General features: G+C 68.5%; 18 protein-coding genes and 1 pseudogene. 12 read left to right on the plus strand and 7 right to left on the minus strand.

Annotated elements, in window-relative coordinates:
* Nucleotides 1-100: 100 nt before the first annotated feature.
* From dusB to BUQ68_RS10300, 4 genes are all read left to right on the plus strand, one after another.
* A complete protein-coding gene (gene dusB / locus BUQ68_RS10285) occupies nucleotides 101-1,189 on the plus strand; it encodes a tRNA dihydrouridine synthase DusB (protein ID WP_083656463.1) in 1,089 nt (362 codons plus the stop codon).
* Nucleotides 1,186-2,325 carry a two-component system sensor histidine kinase NtrB gene (locus BUQ68_RS10290; protein WP_083656464.1) on the plus strand — a complete coding sequence of 380 codons (1,140 nt, stop codon included), beginning with the start codon at nucleotides 1,186-1,188 and terminating at the stop codon, nucleotides 2,323-2,325. The genes dusB and BUQ68_RS10290 overlap by 4 nt, the downstream gene beginning before the upstream one ends.
* Nucleotides 2,326-2,349: 24 nt before the next feature.
* Nucleotides 2,350-3,792 carry a nitrogen regulation protein NR(I) gene (gene ntrC, locus BUQ68_RS10295; protein ID WP_075215886.1) on the plus strand — a complete coding sequence of 481 codons (1,443 nt, stop codon included), beginning with the start codon at nucleotides 2,350-2,352 and terminating at the stop codon, nucleotides 3,790-3,792.
* Nucleotides 3,793-3,973: 181 nt separating this feature from the next.
* The gene (locus BUQ68_RS10300; RefSeq protein WP_075215887.1) at nucleotides 3,974-4,960 is read left to right on the plus strand and encodes a TRAP transporter substrate-binding protein; all 987 of its coding nucleotides are present in this window, start codon (nucleotides 3,974-3,976) and stop codon (nucleotides 4,958-4,960) included.
* 99 nt (nucleotides 4,961-5,059) lie between these two features.
* Here the strand turns inward: BUQ68_RS10300 and BUQ68_RS23675 are convergent, their stop codons facing one another.
* Entirely contained in the window at nucleotides 5,060-5,734 is a 675-nt protein-coding gene (locus BUQ68_RS23675; protein WP_175577779.1) for a hypothetical protein, read from the minus strand.
* A gap of 150 nt (nucleotides 5,735-5,884) precedes the next feature.
* On the opposite strand from BUQ68_RS23675, the pseudogene BUQ68_RS24540 reads away from it, so the two are divergent.
* The 4 genes and pseudogenes from BUQ68_RS24540 to BUQ68_RS10315 all read left to right on the plus strand — a co-directional run.
* Nucleotides 5,885-6,097 (plus strand): annotated as a pseudogene (locus tag BUQ68_RS24540) (HAMP domain-containing protein); the annotation flags it as partial.
* Between the two features lie 138 nt (nucleotides 6,098-6,235).
* On the plus strand, nucleotides 6,236-7,018 hold the full coding sequence (locus BUQ68_RS24545; RefSeq protein ID WP_425349522.1) for a methyl-accepting chemotaxis protein: 783 nt from the start codon (nucleotides 6,236-6,238) through the stop codon (nucleotides 7,016-7,018).
* Between the two features lie 593 nt (nucleotides 7,019-7,611).
* Nucleotides 7,612-8,598: a TRAP transporter substrate-binding protein gene (locus BUQ68_RS10310; protein WP_075215889.1), complete on the plus strand. Its 987-nt coding sequence runs from the start codon at nucleotides 7,612-7,614 to the stop codon at nucleotides 8,596-8,598.
* A 194-nt stretch (nucleotides 8,599-8,792) separates the two neighbouring features.
* The gene (locus BUQ68_RS10315) at nucleotides 8,793-10,763 is read left to right on the plus strand and encodes a methyl-accepting chemotaxis protein (RefSeq protein WP_139315200.1); all 1,971 of its coding nucleotides are present in this window, start codon (nucleotides 8,793-8,795) and stop codon (nucleotides 10,761-10,763) included.
* A gap of 108 nt (nucleotides 10,764-10,871) precedes the next feature.
* On the opposite strand, the gene BUQ68_RS10320 is transcribed toward BUQ68_RS10315, so the two are convergent.
* A complete protein-coding gene (locus tag BUQ68_RS10320; RefSeq protein WP_075215891.1) occupies nucleotides 10,872-11,633 on the minus strand; it encodes an SDR family NAD(P)-dependent oxidoreductase in 762 nt (253 codons plus the stop codon).
* Nucleotides 11,634-11,811: 178 nt separating this feature from the next.
* On the opposite strand from BUQ68_RS10320, the gene BUQ68_RS10325 reads away from it, so the two are divergent.
* A complete protein-coding gene (locus tag BUQ68_RS10325; protein WP_075215892.1) occupies nucleotides 11,812-12,804 on the plus strand; it encodes an acetamidase/formamidase family protein in 993 nt (330 codons plus the stop codon).
* 87 nt (nucleotides 12,805-12,891) lie between these two features.
* Here the strand turns inward: BUQ68_RS10325 and BUQ68_RS10330 are convergent, their stop codons facing one another.
* Both BUQ68_RS10330 and BUQ68_RS10335 read right to left on the minus strand, forming a co-directional pair.
* Nucleotides 12,892-13,944: an HpcH/HpaI aldolase/citrate lyase family protein gene (locus BUQ68_RS10330; protein ID WP_425349517.1), complete on the minus strand. Its 1,053-nt coding sequence runs from the start codon at nucleotides 13,942-13,944 to the stop codon at nucleotides 12,892-12,894.
* 108 nt (nucleotides 13,945-14,052) lie between these two features.
* Entirely contained in the window at nucleotides 14,053-15,021 is a 969-nt protein-coding gene (locus BUQ68_RS10335; protein WP_083656465.1) for a lysophospholipid acyltransferase family protein, read from the minus strand.
* Between the two features lie 163 nt (nucleotides 15,022-15,184).
* On the opposite strand from BUQ68_RS10335, the gene BUQ68_RS10340 reads away from it, so the two are divergent.
* Nucleotides 15,185-16,135 (plus strand): AEC family transporter, encoded by a 951-nt coding sequence (locus BUQ68_RS10340; RefSeq protein ID WP_075215893.1) that lies wholly within the window; start codon nucleotides 15,185-15,187, stop codon nucleotides 16,133-16,135.
* 37 nt (nucleotides 16,136-16,172) lie between these two features.
* Here BUQ68_RS10340 and BUQ68_RS10345 read toward each other — a convergent pair whose 3' ends face one another.
* Nucleotides 16,173-17,366 carry a UbiH/UbiF family hydroxylase gene (locus BUQ68_RS10345; protein ID WP_075215894.1) on the minus strand — a complete coding sequence of 398 codons (1,194 nt, stop codon included), beginning with the start codon at nucleotides 17,364-17,366 and terminating at the stop codon, nucleotides 16,173-16,175.
* Nucleotides 17,367-17,755: 389 nt separating this feature from the next.
* Here BUQ68_RS10345 and BUQ68_RS10350 point away from each other — a divergent pair, with 389 nt between their 5' ends.
* Together BUQ68_RS10350 and BUQ68_RS10355 are read left to right on the plus strand one after the other, a co-directional pair.
* On the plus strand, nucleotides 17,756-18,640 hold the full coding sequence (locus tag BUQ68_RS10350) for a DUF2182 domain-containing protein (RefSeq protein ID WP_083656466.1): 885 nt from the start codon (nucleotides 17,756-17,758) through the stop codon (nucleotides 18,638-18,640).
* Nucleotides 18,641-18,792: 152 nt separating this feature from the next.
* A complete protein-coding gene (locus BUQ68_RS10355) occupies nucleotides 18,793-19,518 on the plus strand; it encodes a CDP-alcohol phosphatidyltransferase family protein (RefSeq protein ID WP_210215619.1) in 726 nt (241 codons plus the stop codon).
* Between the two features lie 19 nt (nucleotides 19,519-19,537).
* Here the strand turns inward: BUQ68_RS10355 and BUQ68_RS10360 are convergent, their stop codons facing one another.
* Nucleotides 19,538-21,226, minus strand: coding sequence for a SulP family inorganic anion transporter (locus BUQ68_RS10360; RefSeq protein ID WP_075215895.1), 1,689 nt, complete (start codon nucleotides 21,224-21,226; stop codon nucleotides 19,538-19,540).
* A gap of 196 nt (nucleotides 21,227-21,422) precedes the next feature.
* Nucleotides 21,423-21,797: a hypothetical protein gene (locus BUQ68_RS10365; RefSeq protein ID WP_075215896.1), complete on the minus strand. Its 375-nt coding sequence runs from the start codon at nucleotides 21,795-21,797 to the stop codon at nucleotides 21,423-21,425.
* Nucleotides 21,798-21,974: the final 177 nt, after the last annotated feature.

The following is a 21,974-nucleotide window of genomic DNA, read 5'->3' on the forward strand; positions in this document are numbered from 1 at the left end:
TTAGCGATGCTGAGAGGTTGATGCAAGAAGCCCCGTCACGGCGCTTGTGCCGCCGCTTCCAATGCGTAAAATGTAAGCAGCCACCAGGGGTGCCCACAGTATGAGCAGTGCGTCGGGACAGTCCGTCGAACTTACGCCGAAAGCCGGGCTTTCGCACGCCGAAACCCTCCGGATCGGCGGGATTCCCGTGCCGAATCGCGTTTTCCTCGCCCCCATGTCGGGCGTCAGCGACGTCGCCTTCCGCCGCCTCGCCCAGCGCTTCGGCGCCGGGCTCGTGGTGTCCGAGATGGTCGCCTGCGAGACGCTCGCGGGCGGCGATCCGGAGACGGTGATGCGCGCCGAAGGCGAGGGCATTGTCACCCACGTGGTGCAGCTCGCCGGCCGCGAGGCCCACTGGATGCGCGAGGGCGCGATCCGCGCCGCCGCCGCCGGGGCGGACATCATCGATATCAACATGGGCTGCCCGGCCAAGCGGGTGACGACCGGCTATTCCGGTTCCGCCCTGATGCGCGACCTCGACCACGCCAGCCGGCTGATCGCCGCCGTGGTGGAGGCCACCGACCGGCCGGTGACGCTGAAGATGCGGCTCGGCTGGGACGACCGCTCGCTGAACGCGGCCGACCTCGCCGCCAGGGCCGAGGCGCTCGGCGTCCGCATGGTCACGGTGCACGGCCGCACCCGCTGCCAGTTCTACAAGGGCGCCGCCGACTGGGCGAAGGTCCGGGCCGTGCGCGACGCGGTCTCCATTCCTGTGGTGGTCAACGGTGACATCGCCTCGGCCGCCGACGCGCGGCAGGCGCTTGCCCTCTCCGGCGCCGACGCCGTGATGGTCGGCCGCGGCGCCTACGGCCGGCCCTGGGCGCCGGGGCGAATCGCCGCGGCGCTCGCCGACGGCGGCGAGATGGCCGACCCGTCGCCCGCCGAGATCGGCGCGATCGTGGCGGAGCACTACGAAGCCCTGATCGCCCTCTACGGGGTGGAGCTCGGCGTCCGGATCGCCCGCAAGCACATCGGCTGGGCCATGGACGTGGCGCCGAACCTTGAAGCGGGCGCGGCGACGCTGAAGGCGCGCGTGTTCGCCAGCCTGGACCCCGCCGCGGTGCGCGCCGATCTGGCCCGCTGGTTCGCCGACGCGGTGCCCGCGCCACGGGAGGCGGACGCCGCACGCCCCGAGAGGAGAGCCGCATGAGCGACAAGGATCGTTCGCCCGTGCTCGCCTCCAAACCGGATGCGTCCCTTCTTCAATTCGGCTCGGAGGCCGCCATTCTCAACGCCTTGCCCCACCCGGTCATCCTCGTCGACCAGCGCGGCCACATCCGCTCCGCGAACGACGCGGCGCAGAGCTTCTTCCAGGCGAGCGCGGCGGTGCTGTCGCGCCATCCGCTCAAGCATTTCGTGCCCTTCGGCAGCCCGCTGCTGACGCTGATCGACCAGGTCCGCGACCGCGGCTCCAGCGTCAACGAGTACCGGGTCGACATCGGCACCCCGCGCATCGGCGGCGAGCGGATCGTCGACATCTACGCCGCCCCGGCCAACGAGGGCGCGCAGGACACGGTGGTGATGCTCCAGGAGCGCACCATGGCCGACAAGATGGACCGCCAGCTCACCCACCGCGGCGCCGCCCGGTCGGTCACCGGCCTTGCCGCCATGCTGGCGCACGAGATCAAGAACCCGCTCTCCGGCATCCGCGGCGCCGCCCAGCTCCTGGAGCAGTCCGTGGACGACAACGACCGGGCGCTCACCCGGCTCATCACCGACGAGGCGGACCGGATCGTCAAGCTGGTGGACCGCATGGAGGTCTTCTCGGACGAGCGGCCGATCGAGCGCGAGCCGGTGAACATCCACGCGGTGCTGGAGCACGTGAAGCGGCTGGCCCAGTCCGGCTTCGCGCGCGACATCCGCGTCCTGGAGGAATACGACCCGTCGCTGCCGCCGGTGTGGGCCAACCGCGACCAGCTGATCCAGGTCTTCCTCAACCTCGTCAAGAACGCCGCCGAGGCGCTGGTGGACACGCCGGACGGCGAGATCGTGCTCTCCACCGCCTTCCGCCCGGGCGTGCGCCTGTCCGTGCCGGGCACCCGCGAGCGGGTCACGCTGCCCTTGGAATTCACCGTCCGGGACAACGGGCCGGGCGTGCCGGAGGAAATCCAGGCGCACATGTTCGACCCGTTCGTGACCACCAAGACCAACGGCACCGGCCTCGGCCTCGCCCTCGTCGCCAAGATCATCGGCGACCACGGCGGCGTCATCGAGTGCGACGGCCAGCCGCGCCGCACCGCCTTTCGCATCCTGCTCCCGGCCTTCACCGAAAAGACGGCCGACTAAGCTCTCACTTTCGAGGAAGCCTTCATGCCGACCGGCAGCATCCTTGTCGCCGACGATGACAGCGCGATCCGCACGGTGCTCAATCAGGCACTGTCGCGGGCGGGCTACGAAGTCCGTCTGACGTCCAACGCCGCCACGCTCTGGCGGTGGGTCGCGCAAGGGGATGGCGATCTCGTCATCACCGACGTGATCATGCCCGACGAGAATGCGTTCGATCTCCTGCCGCGCATCAAGAAGGTGCGGCCGGAGCTGCCGGTCATCGTCATGAGCGCGCAGAACACCTTCATGACCGCCATCCGGGCGTCCGAGAAGGGCGCCTACGAATACCTGCCGAAGCCGTTCGACCTGAAGGAGCTCATCTCCATCGTCGGCCGCGCGCTGTCGGAGCCGAAGAACAAGCAGCGGCTCGATGCCGGCGACGATCCGGGCGACGCCATCCCGCTGGTCGGCCGCTCGCCCGCCATGCAGGAAATCTACCGCGTCCTCGCCCGCCTGATGCAGACCGACCTGACGGTCATGATCTCCGGCGAGAGCGGCACCGGCAAGGAGCTGGTCGCCCGCGCGCTCCACGACTACGGCAAGCGGCGGGCAGGGCCCTTCGTCGCCATCAACATGGCGGCCATCCCGCGCGACCTGATCGAGAGCGAGCTGTTCGGCCACGAGAAGGGGGCCTTCACCGGCGCCCAGTCCCGCTCCGCCGGCCGGTTCGAACAGGCGGAGGGCGGCACGCTCTTCCTCGACGAGATCGGCGACATGCCGATGGACGCGCAGACCCGGCTTCTGCGCGTGCTGCAGCAGGGCGAATACACCACCGTCGGCGGCCGCACCGCCATCAAGACGGACGTGCGCATCGTCGCGGCCACCAACAAGGACCTTCGCCAGCTCATCAACCAGGGCCTCTTCCGCGAGGACCTGTTCTTCCGCCTCAACGTGGTGCCGATCCGCCTGCCGCCGCTCCGCGAACGCACCGAGGACGTGCCGGACCTCGTCCGCCACTTCTTCGCCCTTGCCGAGAAGGAGGGCCTGCCGTCCAAGCAGATCGAGACGGCCGCCATCGAGCGCCTGAAGCGCTACCGCTGGCCCGGCAACATCCGCGAGCTGGAAAACCTCGTCCGCCGCCTCGCCGCGCTCTATCCGCAGGACACCATCACGGTGAACCTGATCGAGCAGGAGCTGGCGACGCCGTCGATGACGCCGGCCGAGGACGAGCCGCCGCCGGACGACAACCTTTCCAACGCGGTGGAACGCTTCCTCACCAAGTATTTCACCGGCTATGGCGACAACCTGCCGCCGCCGGGCCTCTACCACCGCATCCTGAAGGAGGTGGAATATCCGCTGATCGGGGCGGCGCTTGCCGCCACGCGCGGCAACCAGATCAAGGCCGCGGAGCTTCTGGGCGTGAACCGCAACACGCTGAGGAAGAAAATCCGCGACCTCGACGTGCAGGTGATCCGGTCGACGCGGTGACCGGCGGGTGATGTATTCGACGGTGGCGCTGGACCTTGCGGACAGAAGCAAACATTGCTCCATAAGCGATGTTGGTATGCATATTATGCGTATTTAGATGAAAGATTTACCGATTTGAAGGGGGAAAGGGTGTGTTCTTTCGGCAGACGCGAGGGCGTCTTCGCTGAAAGGAACAGTCCCCATGAACCGCCGTCAATTCCTCGCCACGTCCGCCGTCGCCGGCCTCGGCCTGCTTTCGGCTCCCTTTGTCGCCCGCGCCGCCACGCGCACGCTTCGCATCTGCACCACGTCCGCCGAAAACAGCACCATGGGCCTTGCGCTGCCGCGCTTCGCCGCTGCCGTCAGCGAGCTGACCGGCGGCTCGCTCGGCGTCGAAGTGTTCTATTCGTCGGCGCTCGGCAAGGCGCCCGAACTCTACCAGGCGGTGCTCGACGGCACGCTGGACATGTACTTCCTCTCGGTCGACACGGTGCCGGCCCTGCCGAAGCCGATCCTCGCCCTCGCCACCCCCTTCCTGTTCCAGGATCGGACCTTCGCCCATGCGGCCTACGACGGCGCGCTCGGCAAGGCGTCCAGCGAGATCCTCGCCGGCGTCGGCATCGAGGTGCTGGGTTGGGGTGAGAACGGCACCCGCCACATGACCGCGAAGAAACCGATCCGCACGCCGGCCGACCTCGTCGGCCTCAAGCTCCGCGTTCCGGAAGCGCCGGTGTCGATGGCCGCCTTCTCCGCCCTCGGGGCGGTGCCGACGGTCGTGCCCTTCGTGGAGTTGGTTCCCAAGCTGAAGGACGGCCTCGTCGAAGCCCAGGAGAACCCGATCGGCAACGTCGTGTCGGCCAAGCTGGAGGGCCTTCAGACCCACATCTCGCTGACCGCGCACACCTATTCGTCCGCGGCCCTCGGCTTTTCGGCCGAGATCGCCGCCGAGCTGACCGACGTGGAGCGCGACGCGCTGCACAAGGCCGGCAAGATCGCCGTCCAGGTCTCCCGCGACGAGAACGTCAACTTCGATTCCAAGGGCCTCGCCGCCATGGTCGCCAACGGGTGGACCGTGGTCGATGACGTCGACCACGCGTCTTTCGCCGCCAAGATCGACGACGTCTTCGCCGCCGTCTCCGAAGTGGTCGGCGCCGATACCCTGGCGGGCATCAAGGGCCTGATCAGCTGATCGGTTGATCCGCGGACGCCGGGCGCGCCTCCACGCGGAGGCGCGCCCTTACCACGACATCCTGCATACCTCGGGAAGGCTCTGACCGTGCTGAACAGTTCATTGAAGGTCCGCATCATCGCCGGATTTGCCGTTCTCGCCGGGTTGACCACCGTTCTCGCCGGCGCAGGGTGGTTTGCGTCGAGAGAACTCCAGGCCGCCGATGCCGTCGTCGAGCAGGCGGCCGAACGCCAGCACCTCACCGGCGCGCTCAGCGTGGAGGTTGCCTCCATCCGCCGCTCCGCCGTCGCCTTCGCGGCCCTCGGTACGGAAAACGCCCGAACCGTCGCGGTTGGCGATATGACGCGTCTGGAATCCGTCGCCGCCCGGCTCGACCGAGCGCCGGTGCTCTCGGAATCGGTAGCGGCCGCTCGACAGGCTTTCGATGCCGCCGCAGCAGCCATCGCGGCGCACGAAGCCGGCAAGACGCTCCTGAACGACATCGCCCTGCGCATGGCCAATCCCGTCGGAGCCCTCTCCGGGATCGCGGTCCGGTCCGGAAATCCCGATTTCGCCGGCCTCGCCATCGCCATCAACGAATCGACCGGTCATATCTCGACCGCCGTCGGCCGCTACATGGACGATCACGCACAGCTTGAGAACGACAAGGTCCAGCAGTCCGTCGAGCGCATCCGCCAGACCGTGAAACAGGTCGAGGCCCTTCCGGGCCTGACGCCGCGCGCCTTGAAGACCGCCAAGCTCATCACCGCGAGCGGGGACGAAGTCGTCGCCCAACTCCAAGTCTTCGACGGCACTTACGAAGAGACAAAGTCGAGCATCGCCGCGTTGAACGCCGCGCTCGACAGGGTGGAAGCGGCGGGCGCCGAAATCGTCGCCACCGCCGATGCCGACCTTTCCGCGGCCAACGAGTCGATGGACGTCACCATGAACCGGCTCGACCTCGGCTTGACGGGGGCCGCCCTCGGCGTGCCTGTCGCCAGCCTTGGCCTCGCGCTCCTCCTGGAGCGCGCCATCACCCGGCCGATCTTTGCGCTCGATCGCTCGATGCAGCAGGTCGCCGACGGCGATCTCCACAGCGGCGTGTTCGGACTGGAGCGCCGCGACGAGATCGGCCGGATGGCGAAGACCGTCGAGACCTTCCGCCAGAACGAACTCCGCCGCCTCGACCTCCAGTCGAAGGCGGAGGCGGACGCCGAGCGTGATCGCCGCCGGCACGAGACCGTGGGCCGGCTGATCGACGGCTTCCAGACGGAGGCGGTCATGCTCCTTGAGGCCATGTCCGGCGAGACCACGCGGCTGAACGGCATCGCCGACCGCGTCCTCTCCATCGCCGAGGACGGCGCCGTCAAGGCCGGCGCGGCGGCAAGCGAATCGGCGCGGATCAGTTCGGACGTGCAGTTCCTGTCGTCCGCCGCCGAAGAGCTGTCCGCGTCCGTCCACGACATCAGCCAGCAGCTCCAGCGCTCGTCCACCGCCGTGGACGGCGTCGCCCGGGTGACCGGCGAGGCGTCCGACGAGATGGCGGGCCTTGCCACCGCCGCCGGCCGCATCGGCGAGGTGGTGACGCTGATCCAGGCGATCGCCGAGCAGACCAACCTCCTGGCGCTCAACGCCACCATCGAGGCGGCCCGGGCCGGCGAGCACGGCAAGGGTTTCGCCGTGGTGGCGGGCGAGGTGAAGAGCCTCGCCGGTCAGACGGCGAAGGCGACGCAAGGCATCGCCGAGCATGTCGGCGCCATCCAGCAGTCCGCCGACCGCGCCATGAACGCGATGACGCGGATCACCCACAGCCTGGGCGAGGTGGAGCGCTACTCCAATTCGATCTCGGCGGCGGTGGAGCAGCAGGCGGCTTCGACCTCGGAGATCAGCCGCAGCACCGCCGCGGCGGCCGGCGCCGTCGGCACGGTGGCGGACAATGTCCGCGTGGTGCTCGACGGGGCCGTCGGCACGCGCCGCGCCCTCGACGACGTCAACGACGTGGCGCTTTCCGTCACCGAGAAGACCGGCGCCCTGAAGGACCAGATCGACGGCTTCCTGACCGCGGTGGCCGCCGCCTGACCGCCGACAGGTCACCCTGACCGGCGAGGCGTCGGCGACCCCGCCCATGGCGCCCGCCGACGAATCACCGCCCCGATCCTTGCCCATGCATCGCCGTGAAACGCTTCCTCGCCGAAGCGTTCCACGGCCTGTGGAGCCACCCCGTCCGCCCGGCCTCGACCGCCCTCATCCGGTTGCAGGGGGGTGGCCGGCCGATCGGCGCCGCGCCGGCGGCAGGCGCGGTGGAATCGGATCAAGGCAGCCCATCCGTCGACGATCAACCGAAACAGGCAGAAAAACCAAACATTCATCCAGGGCGTGCAGGTCGTCTCCACCACTTAGCAGTTCAGATCGCGTCGTCGACACGTGCGCGAAACATATCAAGGGCCCAAAACTGACACTTTACACAATTTATTCGCATTAAATGTCGCTTATACGGCGTGCGAGCGCTTTGACATTTCAAGGCCTTAACGGACTCGCCCCTGACGATCTCGCCAACAGAGCTCTCCTACGTCGGACAAATGACATCCTCATAAAATGCTTTAATCTGCGTATTTACTGCATCTTAGCAGTCCGTATTTATACATGGGGCATCGGAAGAAAAGGAGACACCGATGTTCTCTCGTCGTCAGTTTCTGATCGCGTCCGCGGCTGGTGCCGCTGCCCTTTCCATGCCGCACGTTGCCCGCGCCGGGGTTCGAAGCTTTCGGCTCGGTTCCGTTTCCGCCGAGAACAGCGCCATCGGCGTGGCGGGCAATGCGTTCGCCAAGGCGCTCGCCGAGAAGTCGGGCGGGTCTCTCGTGGTCGAGGTCTTCCACGGCTCGGCCATCGGCAAGGCCGGCGAACTCGTCGCTGGCGTCAAGGACAGCTCCATCGACATGTTCAGCCTGGCGCTGGACGTGCTGTCCGACGTGCCGAACACCACCAAGGGCCTGGTGACGCCCTTCCTCTTCCCGAGCCGCGACGCCGCCCGCGCGGCCTTCGCCGGCAAGCTCGGCGAGTTCGGCGTCCAGTCTCTCGCCGGCACCGGCATCATGGGTCTCGGCTGGTGCGAGAATGGCCTGCGCCACGTCACCTCGCGCATGCCCGTCCGCACGCCGGCCGACCTCGCCGGCCTGAAGATCCGTGTGCCGGAGTCGCCCGTGTCGGTCGCCACCTTCAAGGCGCTCGGCGCGAGCCCGGTGCCGCTGCCCTTCGCGGAACTCGTTCCCAAGCTGAAGTCCGGCGAGGTGGACGCCCAGGAGAACCCGATCTCCAACATCATCGCCGCCAAGCTGGAAGGCGTGCAGACCCATGTGTCGCTAACTGGCCACACCTACTCGCCGGCGCTGTTCGGCATGTCCGAAGATGTCGCGTCCGAGCTGTCGGAAGCCGAACTCGCCATGATCCGCGAGGCGGCGATCGCCGGCATGAAGGCCTCCCACGAGGAGTCCAACCAGGCGGACGCCAACGGCCTCGGCCTCCTCAAGGACAACGGCTGGACGATCGTCGACGACGTTGACGTGGCGTCCTTCATGAAGGCCTCCGAAGCGGTCCACGCGGCCTGCGCCGAGATCGTCGGCGCCGACGTGCTGGCCGAAATCAAGAAGCTGGTGTCCTAAGCCCCCCTGCCGGCGCGAAGACTCGTCTTCGCGCCGGCTCATCTGGCCGACCGGATCAACCGGTCCACCGCAGATCGGATCGGTCGACGACCGCCGGCGACAATCTCCAGGAAGAGCGCCCCGCCAGCAAAGGGCACCGGAGGGTTCGCCCCGTCGATTGAGCCACCCGCCCCCTCTGCCACTTGGAGCATGCCGTGTTCAGTCGGTCCCTATCCGGTCGGATTATCTGGAACTTCTCCACCATCGCCATCCTGTCCTCCGTGCTGGCGATCGTCGCGACGCTCGCGGCCAATCGGGCTCGCGTCGCCGATCTCGAGCGGAACGAGGCTTTCGCGACGGTTCAGCAGACCGCCGAACTGATGGCGACCGCCGCGGATGCCCGGCGGTCGGCCTTCGTCTATGTCCAGTCCCGCATCGCCCGCGACGCCGAACGCGCCGAGGCCGATCTGGCGTCGCTGGAGACCTTCAGCCAGTCGCTCCCGGCGAACGGCGAAATCAGCACCGCCATGGCGGACATCCGCGCGACCTACATGGAGACGGCGCGGGCCATCGCGGCGCTCTCGGCATCCATGACCGGTCTCGTCGACTCCGCCGTCCAGGTCAGCAATCCGGTAAGCGCGCTCTCCGGCATTGCCGCGCGCAGCGGCGACGTCGAGATGATCACCGCGGCCTTCTCGCTGACCGAAGCGGCGGGCCGGCTCACCATCGCGGCTTCGCGCTACACGGTCACCTTCCAGGCCCTTGACCGGGACCGGGTTCTCCAGGAGGTGTCGCGCCTCAACGAAGCGGCCGGTGCCATGGCCAAACTGCCCGGCGCTTCGCCGCGCGTCGGCAAGATGGCCGCCAAGATGGCCGAGTTGTCCGCCGTCCTGACGGAGAACCTGCCCAAGCTGGACGCCGCGGAACTGGCCTCGCGGGAAGCGGCCGGCCGTCTGGACCTTGCCTACCAGGCGCTCGACCAGATCGGCGAAGGCGCGCGCGGCCATGCGCTCGCGGACTTCGAGGCCGCCACCGCGCGGGCCGAGGAGACCGGCTGGATGCTCCGCACCGGCCTGACGACGGCCGCCGTCCTCATCCCGATCTTCGGTCTGATGCTGGCTTTCCTCCTGGCCCGCCGCATCACCCGGCCGATCTTCGACGTGCAGCGCGCCATGGTGGACATCGACGCCGGCCGTCTCGACAGCACCGTCTCCGGGCTTGACCGCTCCGACGAAATCGGCCAGATGGCCCGCAGCGTCGAGCAGTTCCGGCAGAACGAGGTGCGCCGCCTGGAACTCCAGGCCGCCGAGGAGGCGCGCAGCAACCGGGACCGGGAGCGCCATGCCCTCGTGTCCAGCCTGGTGGACGACTTCCAGGGCACCACCGATCGCCTTCTCGCCGAGGTGATGGCGGATGTGGGGCGGCTCACCGCCGCGGCCAACAAGGTCGCCGGGCTGATGGAGGACGGCTCCCGCAAGGCGGAGTCGGCCACCGACACCTCGCGGCAGGTCTCCGAGAACGTGGAGCAGCTCTCCGTGTCGGCGAGCGAACTCGCCCAGACCGTCACGGATGTGGCGCGGCAGATCTCCATGTCGTCCGACACGGTGCGCACCGTCGCCACCCTCACGCGGTCGGCCAAGGAAGAGGTGGCCGGCCTGTCGAACGCCGCTCAGCAGATCGGCGAAGTGATTTCGATGATCCGCGAAGTGGCCGAGCAGACCAACCTCCTCGCCCTCAACGCCACCATCGAGGCGGCCCGGGCGGGCGACCATGGCCGCGGCTTCGCCGTGGTGGCTGCCGAGGTGAAGGAACTCGCCAGCCAGACCGCCAAGGCCACCACGAGCATCGCCAACCACGTGGCCGAGATCCAGAACACCACCGATCGGGCGGTGAACGCCATCAACCGGATCTCCGACAGCATGGACACCGTGCAGTCGACCTCCGGGGCGATCTCCGCGGCGGTGGAGCAGCAGGCGGCCTCCACGAGCGTCATCAGCCAGAACACCAACATGGCGGCGGACGGCACCCGGCGGGTGGCGGCCGACATGGACACCATGCTCGGCGGCATGCACGGCACCCACGACGCCATCACGGACGTCAACCGCGTCGCCGCCTCGGTCACCGAACGAACGGACGGCCTCAAGCGGAAGATCGACTCCTTCCTGGCGGAGGTGGCGGCCGCCTGAGCACCAGCGACGGGGTTCGAAATTCGGGAGCGCGCGGCGGGTCCGCGCGCTCCCTTTTCGCGTTCGGATCTGGCGCGTTCCGAGTTAGCGCGCTCAGATCTGGCGCCTTCAGAACTGAACGCCGCGCGTCAGCGCGCCGTCGACCACCAGATTGGCGCCGGTGATGAAGCTCGCGGCCGGGCTCGCCAGGAAGACGGCGGCGTTGGCCATCTCCTGCGGGGTGCCCATGCGGCCGGTCGGGTTGAGGGCAAGGGCGGTCTTGAAGAGCTCCGGGTTGCCGTGCTCGATCTTCTCCCAGACGCCGCCCGGGAAGTAGGTGTTGCCCGGCGAGACCGAGTTGGCGCGGATGCCCTTGCCGGCGAGCTGGTAGGCAAGCCCCTGGGTGTAATGGATGATTGCCGCCTTGAAGGTGCCATAGGGGCCGGCGGCGAAGTCGATCTCGCGGCCTGACACGGACGAGATGGTCACGATGGCCGGCGCCTTGCTGGCCTCCAGCGCCGGCATGGCGGCGTTGACCAGGCGCACCGTGCCCATCATGTCGGTGTTGAATTCGGCGATCCAGGACGCCTCGTCCTGGCCGATCGCGAGCGCGCTCACGTTCGCCACCACGATGTCGAGGCCGCCGAAGGTCTCGATCACCGACGCCGTCCAGGCGGCAAGCGCCGGTCCGTCGGCGACGTCCACGGCGGCGCCGGTCGCCTCGACGCCGAATCCCTTCAGCGCCTCCACGGTGGCGGCCACCTCCTCGGCGTTGCGGGCGCAGATGGCCACGTTGGCGCCTTCGCGCGCCAGCGTCTCCGCGATGGCGCGACCGATGCCCTTGGTGCCGCCGGTGACGAGGGCGGACAAGCCTTTCAGACCCAGATCCATGGGTTTACTCCCGTTGCTTGAAGTGACGATGGCGGGCATCGGTGGCGCTGACGCGCCGGTTCCGGCCGGCGCGGAGGCGTCGGCGATGCGGCTGGAGCCTAGCAATTCCGACTTGCTTGGCAAGCCGCGTCCCAGGAATAGTGCGTAAGGGTTCGCCACGCTGGCAAGGAGCGACGGAATGACTTGGCTCGACACATCGATCATGGCGCGGCGCGGGGTGGCCGGGGGCGAACAGCGCGACCGCCACACCATCACCGAGGCGGAGCAGGGCACCTACCACTATGTCTACGGCCCCTATGCGGCGCCGAAGCTGATGGTGAAGCCCGGCGCGGTGATCACCGTGGAGACCCACGACGCCTTCGAGGGCAAGATCAAGTCGGAGAGCGACAAGCCGTCGGAGATCCTTAACTTCCCCTACCTCAACCCGCAGAACGGGCCGATCCACGTGGAGGGCGCGGAGAAGGGCGACGCGCTTGCCGTCCGCATCCTAGAGATTCGCCCGCGCGGGCCGCAGCCGGTCGGCACCACCTGCCTCATCCCGGAGTTCGGCGGTCTCGTCTCCACCGCCAACACCGCCATGCTGAACCCGCCGCTGCCCGAGCGGGTGCGCAAGGTGGAGGTGGACCCGGTGACCGGGGTTAAGTGGAGCGACCGCATCACGCTGCCCTACGAGCCCTTCATCGGCACTCTCGGCACCTCGCCGGAGATCGAGGCCATCACCTCGCTCCAGCCGGACTATTATGGGGGCAACATGGACCTGCCGGACGTGGCGCCGGGCGCCATCGTGTACTTCCCGGTGAACGCCCCGGGCGCGCTCCTCTATCTCGGCGACTGCCATGCCGCCCAGGGCGACGGCGAGCTCTGCGGCGTCGCCATCGAGCACCCGACCACGACCACCGTGCAGGTGGATCTGATCAAGGGCTGGACCCTCGCTTGGCCGCGTCTCGAAAACGAGACCGTCATGATGACGATCGGCTCCGGCCGTCCGCTCGAAGACGCCTGCCGCATCGCCTACCGGGAACTCACCCGCTGGATGGCGAGCGACTACGGCTTCGACGAGTTGGACGCCTACATGCTGCTGACCCAGGCCGGCCGGGTGCGGCTCGGAAACATGGTGGATCCGAAATACACCGTCGGCGCCTCTATCTTGAAGCGCTACCTCACCGCCTGAGCGCGCTACAAGCCGCGAAAACGACGCTACAGCCGGCCCTACAAGCGCTACAAACGCGCAACAAAATGGCCGGCTGTAACGGGGATATCAGCCGCAGATGCCGTATTCGCGGGCCTTATCCGGGTCGCGGGCGGCGACCTGGCAGGCGAGGTCCCAGATCACCTTGGCCTGCTTCCAGGTGGCGTCGTCCTGCATCTTGCCGTCGATCATCACCGCGCCGGTGCCGTCCGGCATCGCGTCGAGGATCCGCTTGGCGAAGGCTACCTCCTTGGAATCAGGCGAGAAAACCCGCTTGGCGATGTCGATCTGGGTCGGGTGCAGCGACCATGCGCCGACGCAGCCCATGAGGAAGGCGTTGCGGAACTGCGCTTCGCAGGCGGCAAGGTCGGCAAAGTCGCCGAACGGCCCGTAGAACGGCTTGATCCCGGCCGCAAGGCAAGCATCCACCATCTTGGCGACAGTATAATGCCAGAGATCCTGCTGAAAACCGATGCGGGGCGTATCGCCGTTTGCATCAGCGAGGACAGCATAATCTGGGTGACCACCACCGACGCGAGTGGTCTTCATGCCGCGGGACGCCGCGAGATCTGCCGGACCGAGGCTCATACCATGCATGCGCGGCGACGCGGTGGCGATCGCCTCCACGTTCTTCACGCCCTCGGCTGTCTCCAGGATGGCGTGGATGAGGATGGGCTTCTTCACCTGATGGCGGGCTTCCAGCTGGGCCAGGAGCTGGTCCAGGTAGTGGATGTCCCAAGGACCTTCCACCTTCGGCAGCATGACCACGTCCAGCTTGTCGCCGATTTCAGCGACGAGCGTGAAGAGATCGTCCAGCACCCAGGGACTGTTGAGACAGTTGATCCGGGTCCACACACCCGTATCGCCGAACTCCGTTGCCTTGACCATCTCGACGAAACCAGCACGCGCGGCCTCTTTTGCATCGGCCGGAATGGCGTCTTCGAGGTTTCCGAGCACCACATCCACTTGACGGGCGATCTCCGGCACCTTGGCGCGGACCTTCTCGATGTGCGGCGGCACGAAGTGGATCATGCGCTCCACCTTCACCGGGATCTCCCGGAGGGGCTCCGGCGCCCCGATGGCGAGCGGCTTCCAGTAGGCGCGCGGCGTCTTCACGGTCATCGGGTTGTCCTCCTTCGTCCTCACCTTTGGCGAAGGGGTAGCGCACCGCCGTCGCGGCGCACAATCGGACCAAGGGCGAGAGGGCGATCCGCCGCAGCCCGCCAGCCGTCAGCGCAACCCCCGCCACTTGCGGTGCGCCCACATCCACTGGTCCGGATCCTGGCGGATGTAGCGCTCGAAAATTGCGTGCAGTTGCAAGGTGTTGTGCCGGATGTCGCTGTCGATGTCGTCGGTCACAGGCCCCTCGATCACCTCCGCCTCCACACGAAAGCGCGCCCCCTCGGTGCGCAGCACGCGCCCGGCGATGAGCGGCAGGCCGAGGCGGCGGGCGAGCACGGCGGGATAGATGGCGAGTTGGCTTTCCATGCCGAAGAAGGGGGCCTTCATGCCTGTATAGTCGTGAAGATCCGCCAGCATGCCGATGGCGACGCCCGAGCGGGCGAGCGAGCGGAGCTTCAAGGCCGACACACGGTCACGGGTGAAGAGGCCGGCGTCGTAGAGGGGCAGGCGCCGCTCCAAAAGGAAAGCCTCCGCCAAGGGGTTGGTCAGCGGGTTGTAGACCGCCGCCACCTTGAAGCCCGCCAGCCGGATCCCCCAACCGGCGAGTTCCCAGTTGCCCTGGTGGAGGGAGGCGAAGACGGCGCCGCGGGCGAGCGCGTCCCGATGCGGCTCCAGGCCCTCGAGCCGCAGCTCGAACCGGTCTGGATCGTTGGCGATGTCGGCAAGGCGGAAGCTCTCCGCCGCCACCCGGCCGAGGTTGTCCCACATCCGGTCGAGAATCGCCCGCCGCTCGACCGGGGTCAGATCCGGCAGAGCGGCGGAAATGTGCCGGTCTGCGCGCCGGTGGCGGCCGTTGAAAGGCGCGATTTTCCGCCAGATCCAGCCCATCAGGGCGGAGCCCCGGTCGACCGAGAGGCGGGCGAGCACGAAGGCGACGAGCTTCAGGGCGATGAGCTCGAGCCGATCGGTAACGCGGATCTCGTCGCGGGCGGAGCGGCGGCGCGTGGGATTTCGACGGATGGCTTCGCGCTTGGCGGCGCGCCGGTCGGCATCGGGCGAGGGGGCCTTGGTCGGCACGTCGGTCGTCCGCTCTCAACGAAGGGAAAAGTGCTGTCGGTATCTCGGATTGACCGGTTCTCGATAACCGTCTAGGCGAGCAAAGGCCAGCCCGTCGACGCCGCCTCCAGGGTGCGCCGCATCGCCAACCCGCCGCCCGGCCACCCGCGGACACGCATACCCCATGCTCCAGGTCGTCACGCTCGCCTTCCCGTTCTTCGGGGTGATCCTGATCGGCTTCGCGTCGGGCAAGATCGCTCGGATCGACCGCTCGGGCCTTGCCTGGCTCGATTTCTACCTGATCTACGTGGCGCTGCCGGCGCTTTTCTACGACCTCATCTCCCAAACGCCCATCGAGGAGCTGGCACGCGGGCGCTTCATCCTGGCGACGACGCTCTCCACCTTTCTGGCCTTCCTGGTCGCCTACGCCATCGGCGCGCTCCTCGGCGAGCGCGACCCGAAGATCGGCACCATCCGGGCGCTGGTCGGCTCCTATGCGAACGTTGGCTATATGGGCCCCGGGCTTACGCTCGCCGCCCTCGGACCCGCGGCGGCGGCGCCGACGGCGCTGATCTTCTGCTTCGACGTGGCGCTCGTCTTCACCATCGTGCCGGTGATGATGTCGCTCTACGGCGGCGAGACGCGGAGCCCGCTGCAGACCGCTTTCCTGGTGATCCGGCGGGTCTTCCTCCACCCCTTCATCCTGGCGACCCTGGTGGGCGCGGCGGCTGCTTTCCTGAAGGTGGAGACGCCGGCGCCGATCCAGGCAATCGTGACCTTCCTGCGGAATTCGGCCGCGCCGGCGGCGCTGTTCGCCCTCGGGGTCACGGTGGCGCTGCAGCCGGTCGGACGGGGGGCGCGGGAGATCCCGGCGCTGGTGGCGGCGAAGCTGATCCTCCACCCGCTGATCGCCTGGGCGCTGGTCACCTCCATCGGCGACTTCGACCCGGTCTGGGTGAAGACCGCCGTGCTGATGGCCTGCCTGCCGCCGGCGGCCACCATCTTCGTCGCCGCCCAGCAGTACGACATCTATGTGGCGCGGGCGGCGACGGCCATCCTGATCGGCACGGCCGTCTCGGTGTTCACGGTGACCACGGCGCTCTACCTGGTCACCCACGACCTGATCCCGCTCTGACGGGACGCGAAGCGCTTCACCCGATCTTTGCAGATCTTTACACGCTCTGGAAAAGACGCGGCCGAAGGCCTTCCCGCATCAGCAGTTTTCGCAGCGGGCTGATATCGCGCGCGAGCTGTAGGAGCACGGTGCGCGCCACCTGCACCGGCAGCAGGTCGGTGAGCAGCGACCGGTTCAGGAGATCGACGCCCATGGTGCGGCTGGCGACGTCGGCCCGGCGGGCGTCGGCATAGCGGGCGACGGTCTCGTCGCCGCCGATGTCCTCGCCGCGCATGCGGGCCCGGCGGACGATCTCGGCGAGGGCGAGCACGTCGCGGATGCCGAGGTTGAGGCCTTGCGCACCGATCGGCGGGAAGGCGTGGCCGGCCTCGCCGACAAGGACGGCCCGGTTGCGGCCGAGGCTGTCGGCCCTGAGGCCCGTCATCGGCCAGGTCTGGCGCGGACCGACGGGGGTGATCCGGCCCAGGATGGCGTGCGAGCGGCGCTCCAACTCGGCGCCGAGGGCGGCATCGTCGAGAGCGGCGAGACGCTCCGCCTCGGCGGGCTTCTCCACGCAGACGAGGGACGAGCGGCGCGGTCCGAGCGGAACCAGGGTGAACGGGCCGGTGGCGGTGTGGAACTCGGTCGAGGTGTCGTAGTGCGGCTGGGTGTGCTCCAGGTTGGTGACCAGCGCGGTCTGCGGATAGCGCCAGGTCTTCACCGCGATGCCGGCCGCCTCGCGCACGGCGGACTGGCGCCCGTCCGCCGCGACCGCGAGGCGAGCCGATACGACACGGCCGCTCTCGGTGGTGATCGTCGCCCGGCTGTGGTCGAGGGCCACGTCGCGGGCCGTCTCGGGAAGGCGGACGATGGCGTTTCCGCGCGCCGCCACGGCCTCCTCCAGGCCGCGGGTGAGCACGCGGTTGGGGACGTTGAAGCCGAAGGCGTCGAGGTCGAGTTCGGAGGCGTGGAAGGCGATCTCGGGCGCCCGGACCAGCCGGCGGGTGCCGTCGACGAGGCGCATGCACTTCAGCGGCGCGGCGTGCTCGGCGATCGCCGCCCAGGCACCCAGCCGCTCGATCGCCTCCACGGAGCCGGAGAGGAGCGCGGTGGTGCGGTGATCCTCCGGCGGGGAGGGCGGGGCGACGAGGGCGACCGCAAGGCCCGCTTCGGCCAGCGCCAGGGCGCCGATCAGCCCGGCCGGACCGGCTCCGACCACGACCACGTCCGTGTCCAGTGCCTCGTCGCTCATTGGTGGGACTCCCATGCGGACGGCCGATGCGCCGACCAGAAGGTTCTGGCGCGCTGGAGGCGGTTCGGCAAGGTGGGGGGTGAGATTGGCGGGTGGGGAGGTGTGGTTCGCGTCGGAGAACGGGGATGCGGCGGAGGCGGGTCTCCGCCTCCATCGTCATGGTCCGCTTCTGGCGGACCATCCACGCATACCTCCTCTGTGGCATGACGCCGAAAAATGCGTGGGTGGTCCGGCTGCGCGGACCATGACGATCGGGGAGGTGGCGGGGAGGTGAGGCGTCCATCCGCGAACACGGCATCCGGCGCGGGCCACTTCCCTTCCGGGTTCGTCCGCATTGTCAAGCGGGTGGTGGCGTGGCCATGTGCCGGATGCGCCAAGTCGGATACGCCATGACCCATGTTTCGCCGCACTCTACTCCTCACGCCACGGACGTTGCCACCGCGCGGCTTGCCGATGACGCTCGGTTCGCCCGTCGGTCGCGGCTGCTGACGCTGGCGGCGGTCGGCGTTCTGGCGGCGGTCGGGTGGTTCTATCTGGTGGCGGCCGTCGCGTTCGGCGGGCGGGCGGCCGACATGGGGTTCGGGATGGCGGCGTTGCAGCCGCTGTTCGACCGGCTTGCCGCGACGGCCCCGACGGTGGCCGCCGGAGGGGGCGAGCATGGGCCGCTGATGCCCGGCATGTCGGCCTGGGGCACGGCCGATGTCGCGCTCGTCTTCGTCATGTGGGGCGCCATGGTGTTCGCCATGATGCTGCCGAGCGCGGCGCCCACGTTCCGAACCTATGCGCGGTCCGGCATCCGGATCGCCACGGCCGTGATGGCGGGCTACACGGCGGTGTGGCTTGGCGTCGCGGTGATCGGGACGGGTGTCCAGACCGCGCTCACCACGGCTGGGGCTCTGGCGCCGCACATGGCGCCGGTCGGGTCGGCGCTCTCGGTCAGCATCCTGATCGCGGCGGGGCTCTACCAGTTCATGCCGCTGAAACACGCCTGCCTTTACCGCTGCCGGCACCCGGTCGTGCTCGACGAACCGGGCCTTCCGGCCGGGCGGGCGTTCCGCCTCGGCCTTGCGGAAGGAATCGCCTGCCTGGGCTGCTGCTGGGCGCTGATGGCCGTGATGTTTGCCGCCGGGCTGATGAATCTCGTCGCCATGGCGTTTCTCGGGGCCTTGATGGGAACCGAAAAGCTCGCAAACGGCTTGTGGCTGACATATGTCATTGGCGGCATCCTTCTTACGGCGGGACTGACCCTGGCGGCTGGGTCCTTCCTCGGCTAAGGTGGATCTTCGTTTCGTGAGCGGACCGTAACCCGACAGGAGGCGCTTCGGTTGGCGATCCGTTTCGTTCGTGCATCACAGGGGTCGCCATTGGTCCTCGGACCGGCCGGTCTCGGTGTGACAAGCGCACACCTCGCCATTGGAGAGCGGCCGTGGCCAATCTGACCATCGTGTCCAAGCATCAGAACGCCCTCATAGCCCTCGCGGTTCATGCATTCACGGCGTCCGGCGTCGTGCTCGCCATGCTGGCTGCCTTCGCGGCGTTCCGCCTGGAATGGACGGAGTTCTTTGCCTGGCTCGGCATCGCGCTGTTCGTCGACGGCGTGGACGGCCCGATTGCCCGTCGCTTCGAGGTGGAGCGGCGGCTGCCAACCTTCTCCGGCGCGGCGCTCGATACGGTCGTCGACTATGTGACCTATGTGTTCCTGCCGGCCTTCGCCATCGCCTTCGGCGGCTTCGTGGGCGCCACCTGGCTGGCGCTGACGCTTGCGGGCGTCATCGTCTTCACCTCGGCCATGTACTACGCCGACACCCGGATGAAGATGAAGAACAACGCCTTCCGGGGCTTTCCGGTGGTCTGGAACGGGGTGGCCTTCGTGCTCTTCGTGTTCCGGCCGGACGACACGGTGGTGATCGCCGTGACCCTGGCCCTGGCGGTGCTGACCTTCCTGCCGGTCGCCTTCATCCACCCGGTGCGGGTGGAGAAGTGGCGGCCGTTGACCCTGGCCGTGACGCTCGCCTGGTTCGTGTTCGCCGGGGTGTCGCTCGCCTACGGGCTCACGCCGCCGCCCGGCATCGCGGCGGGCCTCCTGCTGACGACGGTGTATCTGCTGCTCGTCGCGGCGGTCCAGCAGGGGCTGGAAATGATCCGGCGCTAGGGCATTTTCGACCGACCGTTCAAGAACCCGCTCCACTGTCCGTCGCCGCCACCGCGGCGGCGGCCGACTTGTGCCGGGGCAGCACCGTCTGCGTGAGGCCGAGACGGTCGAGGTGCGCCTCCACGAGCGGGCTCGGCCCGACCACAAAGAGGCGCGTGCCGCTGGCCTTGGCGCGGTGCACCAAGGTCTTCAGGGCCGCGGCGCCTGTTGAATCGATGAAGGGCACGCCGGAGAGGTCGAGCAGCAGCCGGCCGGGCGTCTCGCCGATGCGGTCGAGGACGGCGGTGACCCGCTGGGCGGCGCCGAAGAAGAAGGGCCCACGGATCCGGTAGACCACCACGTCGGCCGGCAGGCTGGTGCCCTCGACCGCACCCCCGGCCGCGCTGTCCGGGCGATCCTCCTCGATCAGCTGTTCATGGGTTTCCACCTCCACGGCTTCCGCCATCTCGTGCACGAAGAGTACGGCCGCCGTCACCACGCCGAAGGCGATGCCAACGGTGAGGTCGGTGAAGACCGTGAGGAGGAAGGTGCCGACGAGCACGAAGCGGTCGCCGGAAGAGGCGGAGCGCAGGATGTCGCGCACGTGCGGCGCTTCGGAAATGCTCCAGGCGACGATCAACAGGATGCCGGCGAGCACGGCGAGCGGCACGTAGGCGAGGAGCGGCGCGGCGACCAGCATGAAGGCCAGCAGGAAGACCGCGTGCAGGATGCCGGCGACGGGCGTGCGGGCGCCCGCGCGGATGTTCGTGGCGGTGCGGGCGATGGCGCCGGTGGCCGAGATGCCGCCGAAGAGCGCCGAGGCGATGTTGGCGACGCCTTGGGCGACCAGCTCGCAGTTGGACCGGTGCCGCCGCCCGGTCATCCCGTCCGCCACCACGGCGGAGAGGAGGCTCTCGATGCCGGCGAGGAGCGCGATGGTGAGCGCGTCGGGAACCACGGCCTGGACGAGGGCCCAGTCCATAGGAGGCAAGCGCGGCGCCGGGATGCTGGAGGGCACGGCGCCGAAGCGCTCGCCGACGGTCGCGGCGTCGAGGCCGAGGAGGGTGACGGCGAGGGAGCCGGTCACCACCGCGATCAGGAAGCCCGGCCAGTGGGGCCGCCATCTGCGGAGCCCCAGGATGAGAGCGACCGACGCCAGGGTGACGGCGACGGTTTCCGGCCGGGTCTCGCCGATGTGGGCGGCGATGACGGCGATCTTCTCGGCGAAGTCGGCCGGCATGGGGGCGTCGAGGCCGAGCGCCTCCTTCAGCTGGCTCGCCGCGATAGAAACCGCGATGCCGGCGGTGAAGCCGGTGATCACCGGGTAGGGGATGTATTTGATGTAGGTGCCGAGCCGCATGAGGCCGAGCACCACCAGAATGACGCCGGCCATCAGGGTGGCGAGGGTGAGGCCGGCGAGCCCGTGCTCGTCGATCACCTGGAAGACCACCACGATGAAGGCGGCGGTGGGGCCGCCGATCTGGTAGCGGCTGCCGCCGAGCGCGGAGATGAGGAAGCCGGCCACGATCGCGGTGATGAGGCCGCGGTCTGGCGTCGTGCCGGACGCGATGGCGATGGCCATGGCGAGCGGCAACGCCACGATCGCGACCGTGAGGCCGGCGAGGGCGTCGGCCCTGAGATCCTGGAGCGTGTAGCCGTCCCGGAGCGCCGTCACCAACTTCGGCGTGAAGATGTCGCGGTAGGATGCGGGCGGCGTGGGAGCATGCATGGCGGGCGGTATCCGGCGGAACCGAGCGGGGGGACTCGGTAGCGGCTTACCGTACGCCAGTTTCGGAACGCCTGCACGACGGACCACGCCCGCCCCCACGGGATTTCAGAGGCCGGACAAGGGAACGGCGCCGTCCAGGGACGGCGCCGCTCTGGCTTAAACGATTTGCAAGGCTGCCAAAGCGGCCGGCCGGTGGTTACATGCAGCCGCCGGAGGCGGTGCGAGTCTGGCCGGCGGGGCAGGGCTTCTCGACGCCGTCTTCCTCGCTCGGGTTGGCGGTGATGCTGGCGCTCGGGTCGGCGGTGCCGGAGGCCGCGCCGGTGCCGGTGCCGCTGCCCGTGCCGGAATCGCTCTGGTCGGACGACGAGGTGGCGCCGGTGCCTTCCGGCTCGCTGCCGGCCGGACCGCCGGTTTCGCTCGAGCCGGCACCCGTGCCGCCGGAGCTGTCGCCCGAGCTGGACCCGCCGGACCCACCCGAACCACCGTCGGACGACTGGGCGAAGGCCGGGTTGGCCAGGCCGATCACAACGGAAGCCAGGAGGGCGGAAATTTTCAGCGTCTTCGAAGTCATCAGGATCAACTCCACACGGAGACTGCTTGCATGTCCATGCTTTGCTCGGTTCAAATTTTGCATTGAACCGGAGAAACAACGGATCGCTCTGACAACATCCAGAACCGAACTTCGTTCCGGATGGCAGAAAGCAGATGTGCAGGGATCACTTCGAGACGGTTACTGAAATTCGACGCG

This window comes from Mongoliimonas terrestris (genome assembly GCF_001927285.1).
In the GTDB taxonomy this organism is placed as follows: Bacteria; Pseudomonadota; Alphaproteobacteria; order Rhizobiales; family Pleomorphomonadaceae; genus Chthonobacter; species Chthonobacter terrestris.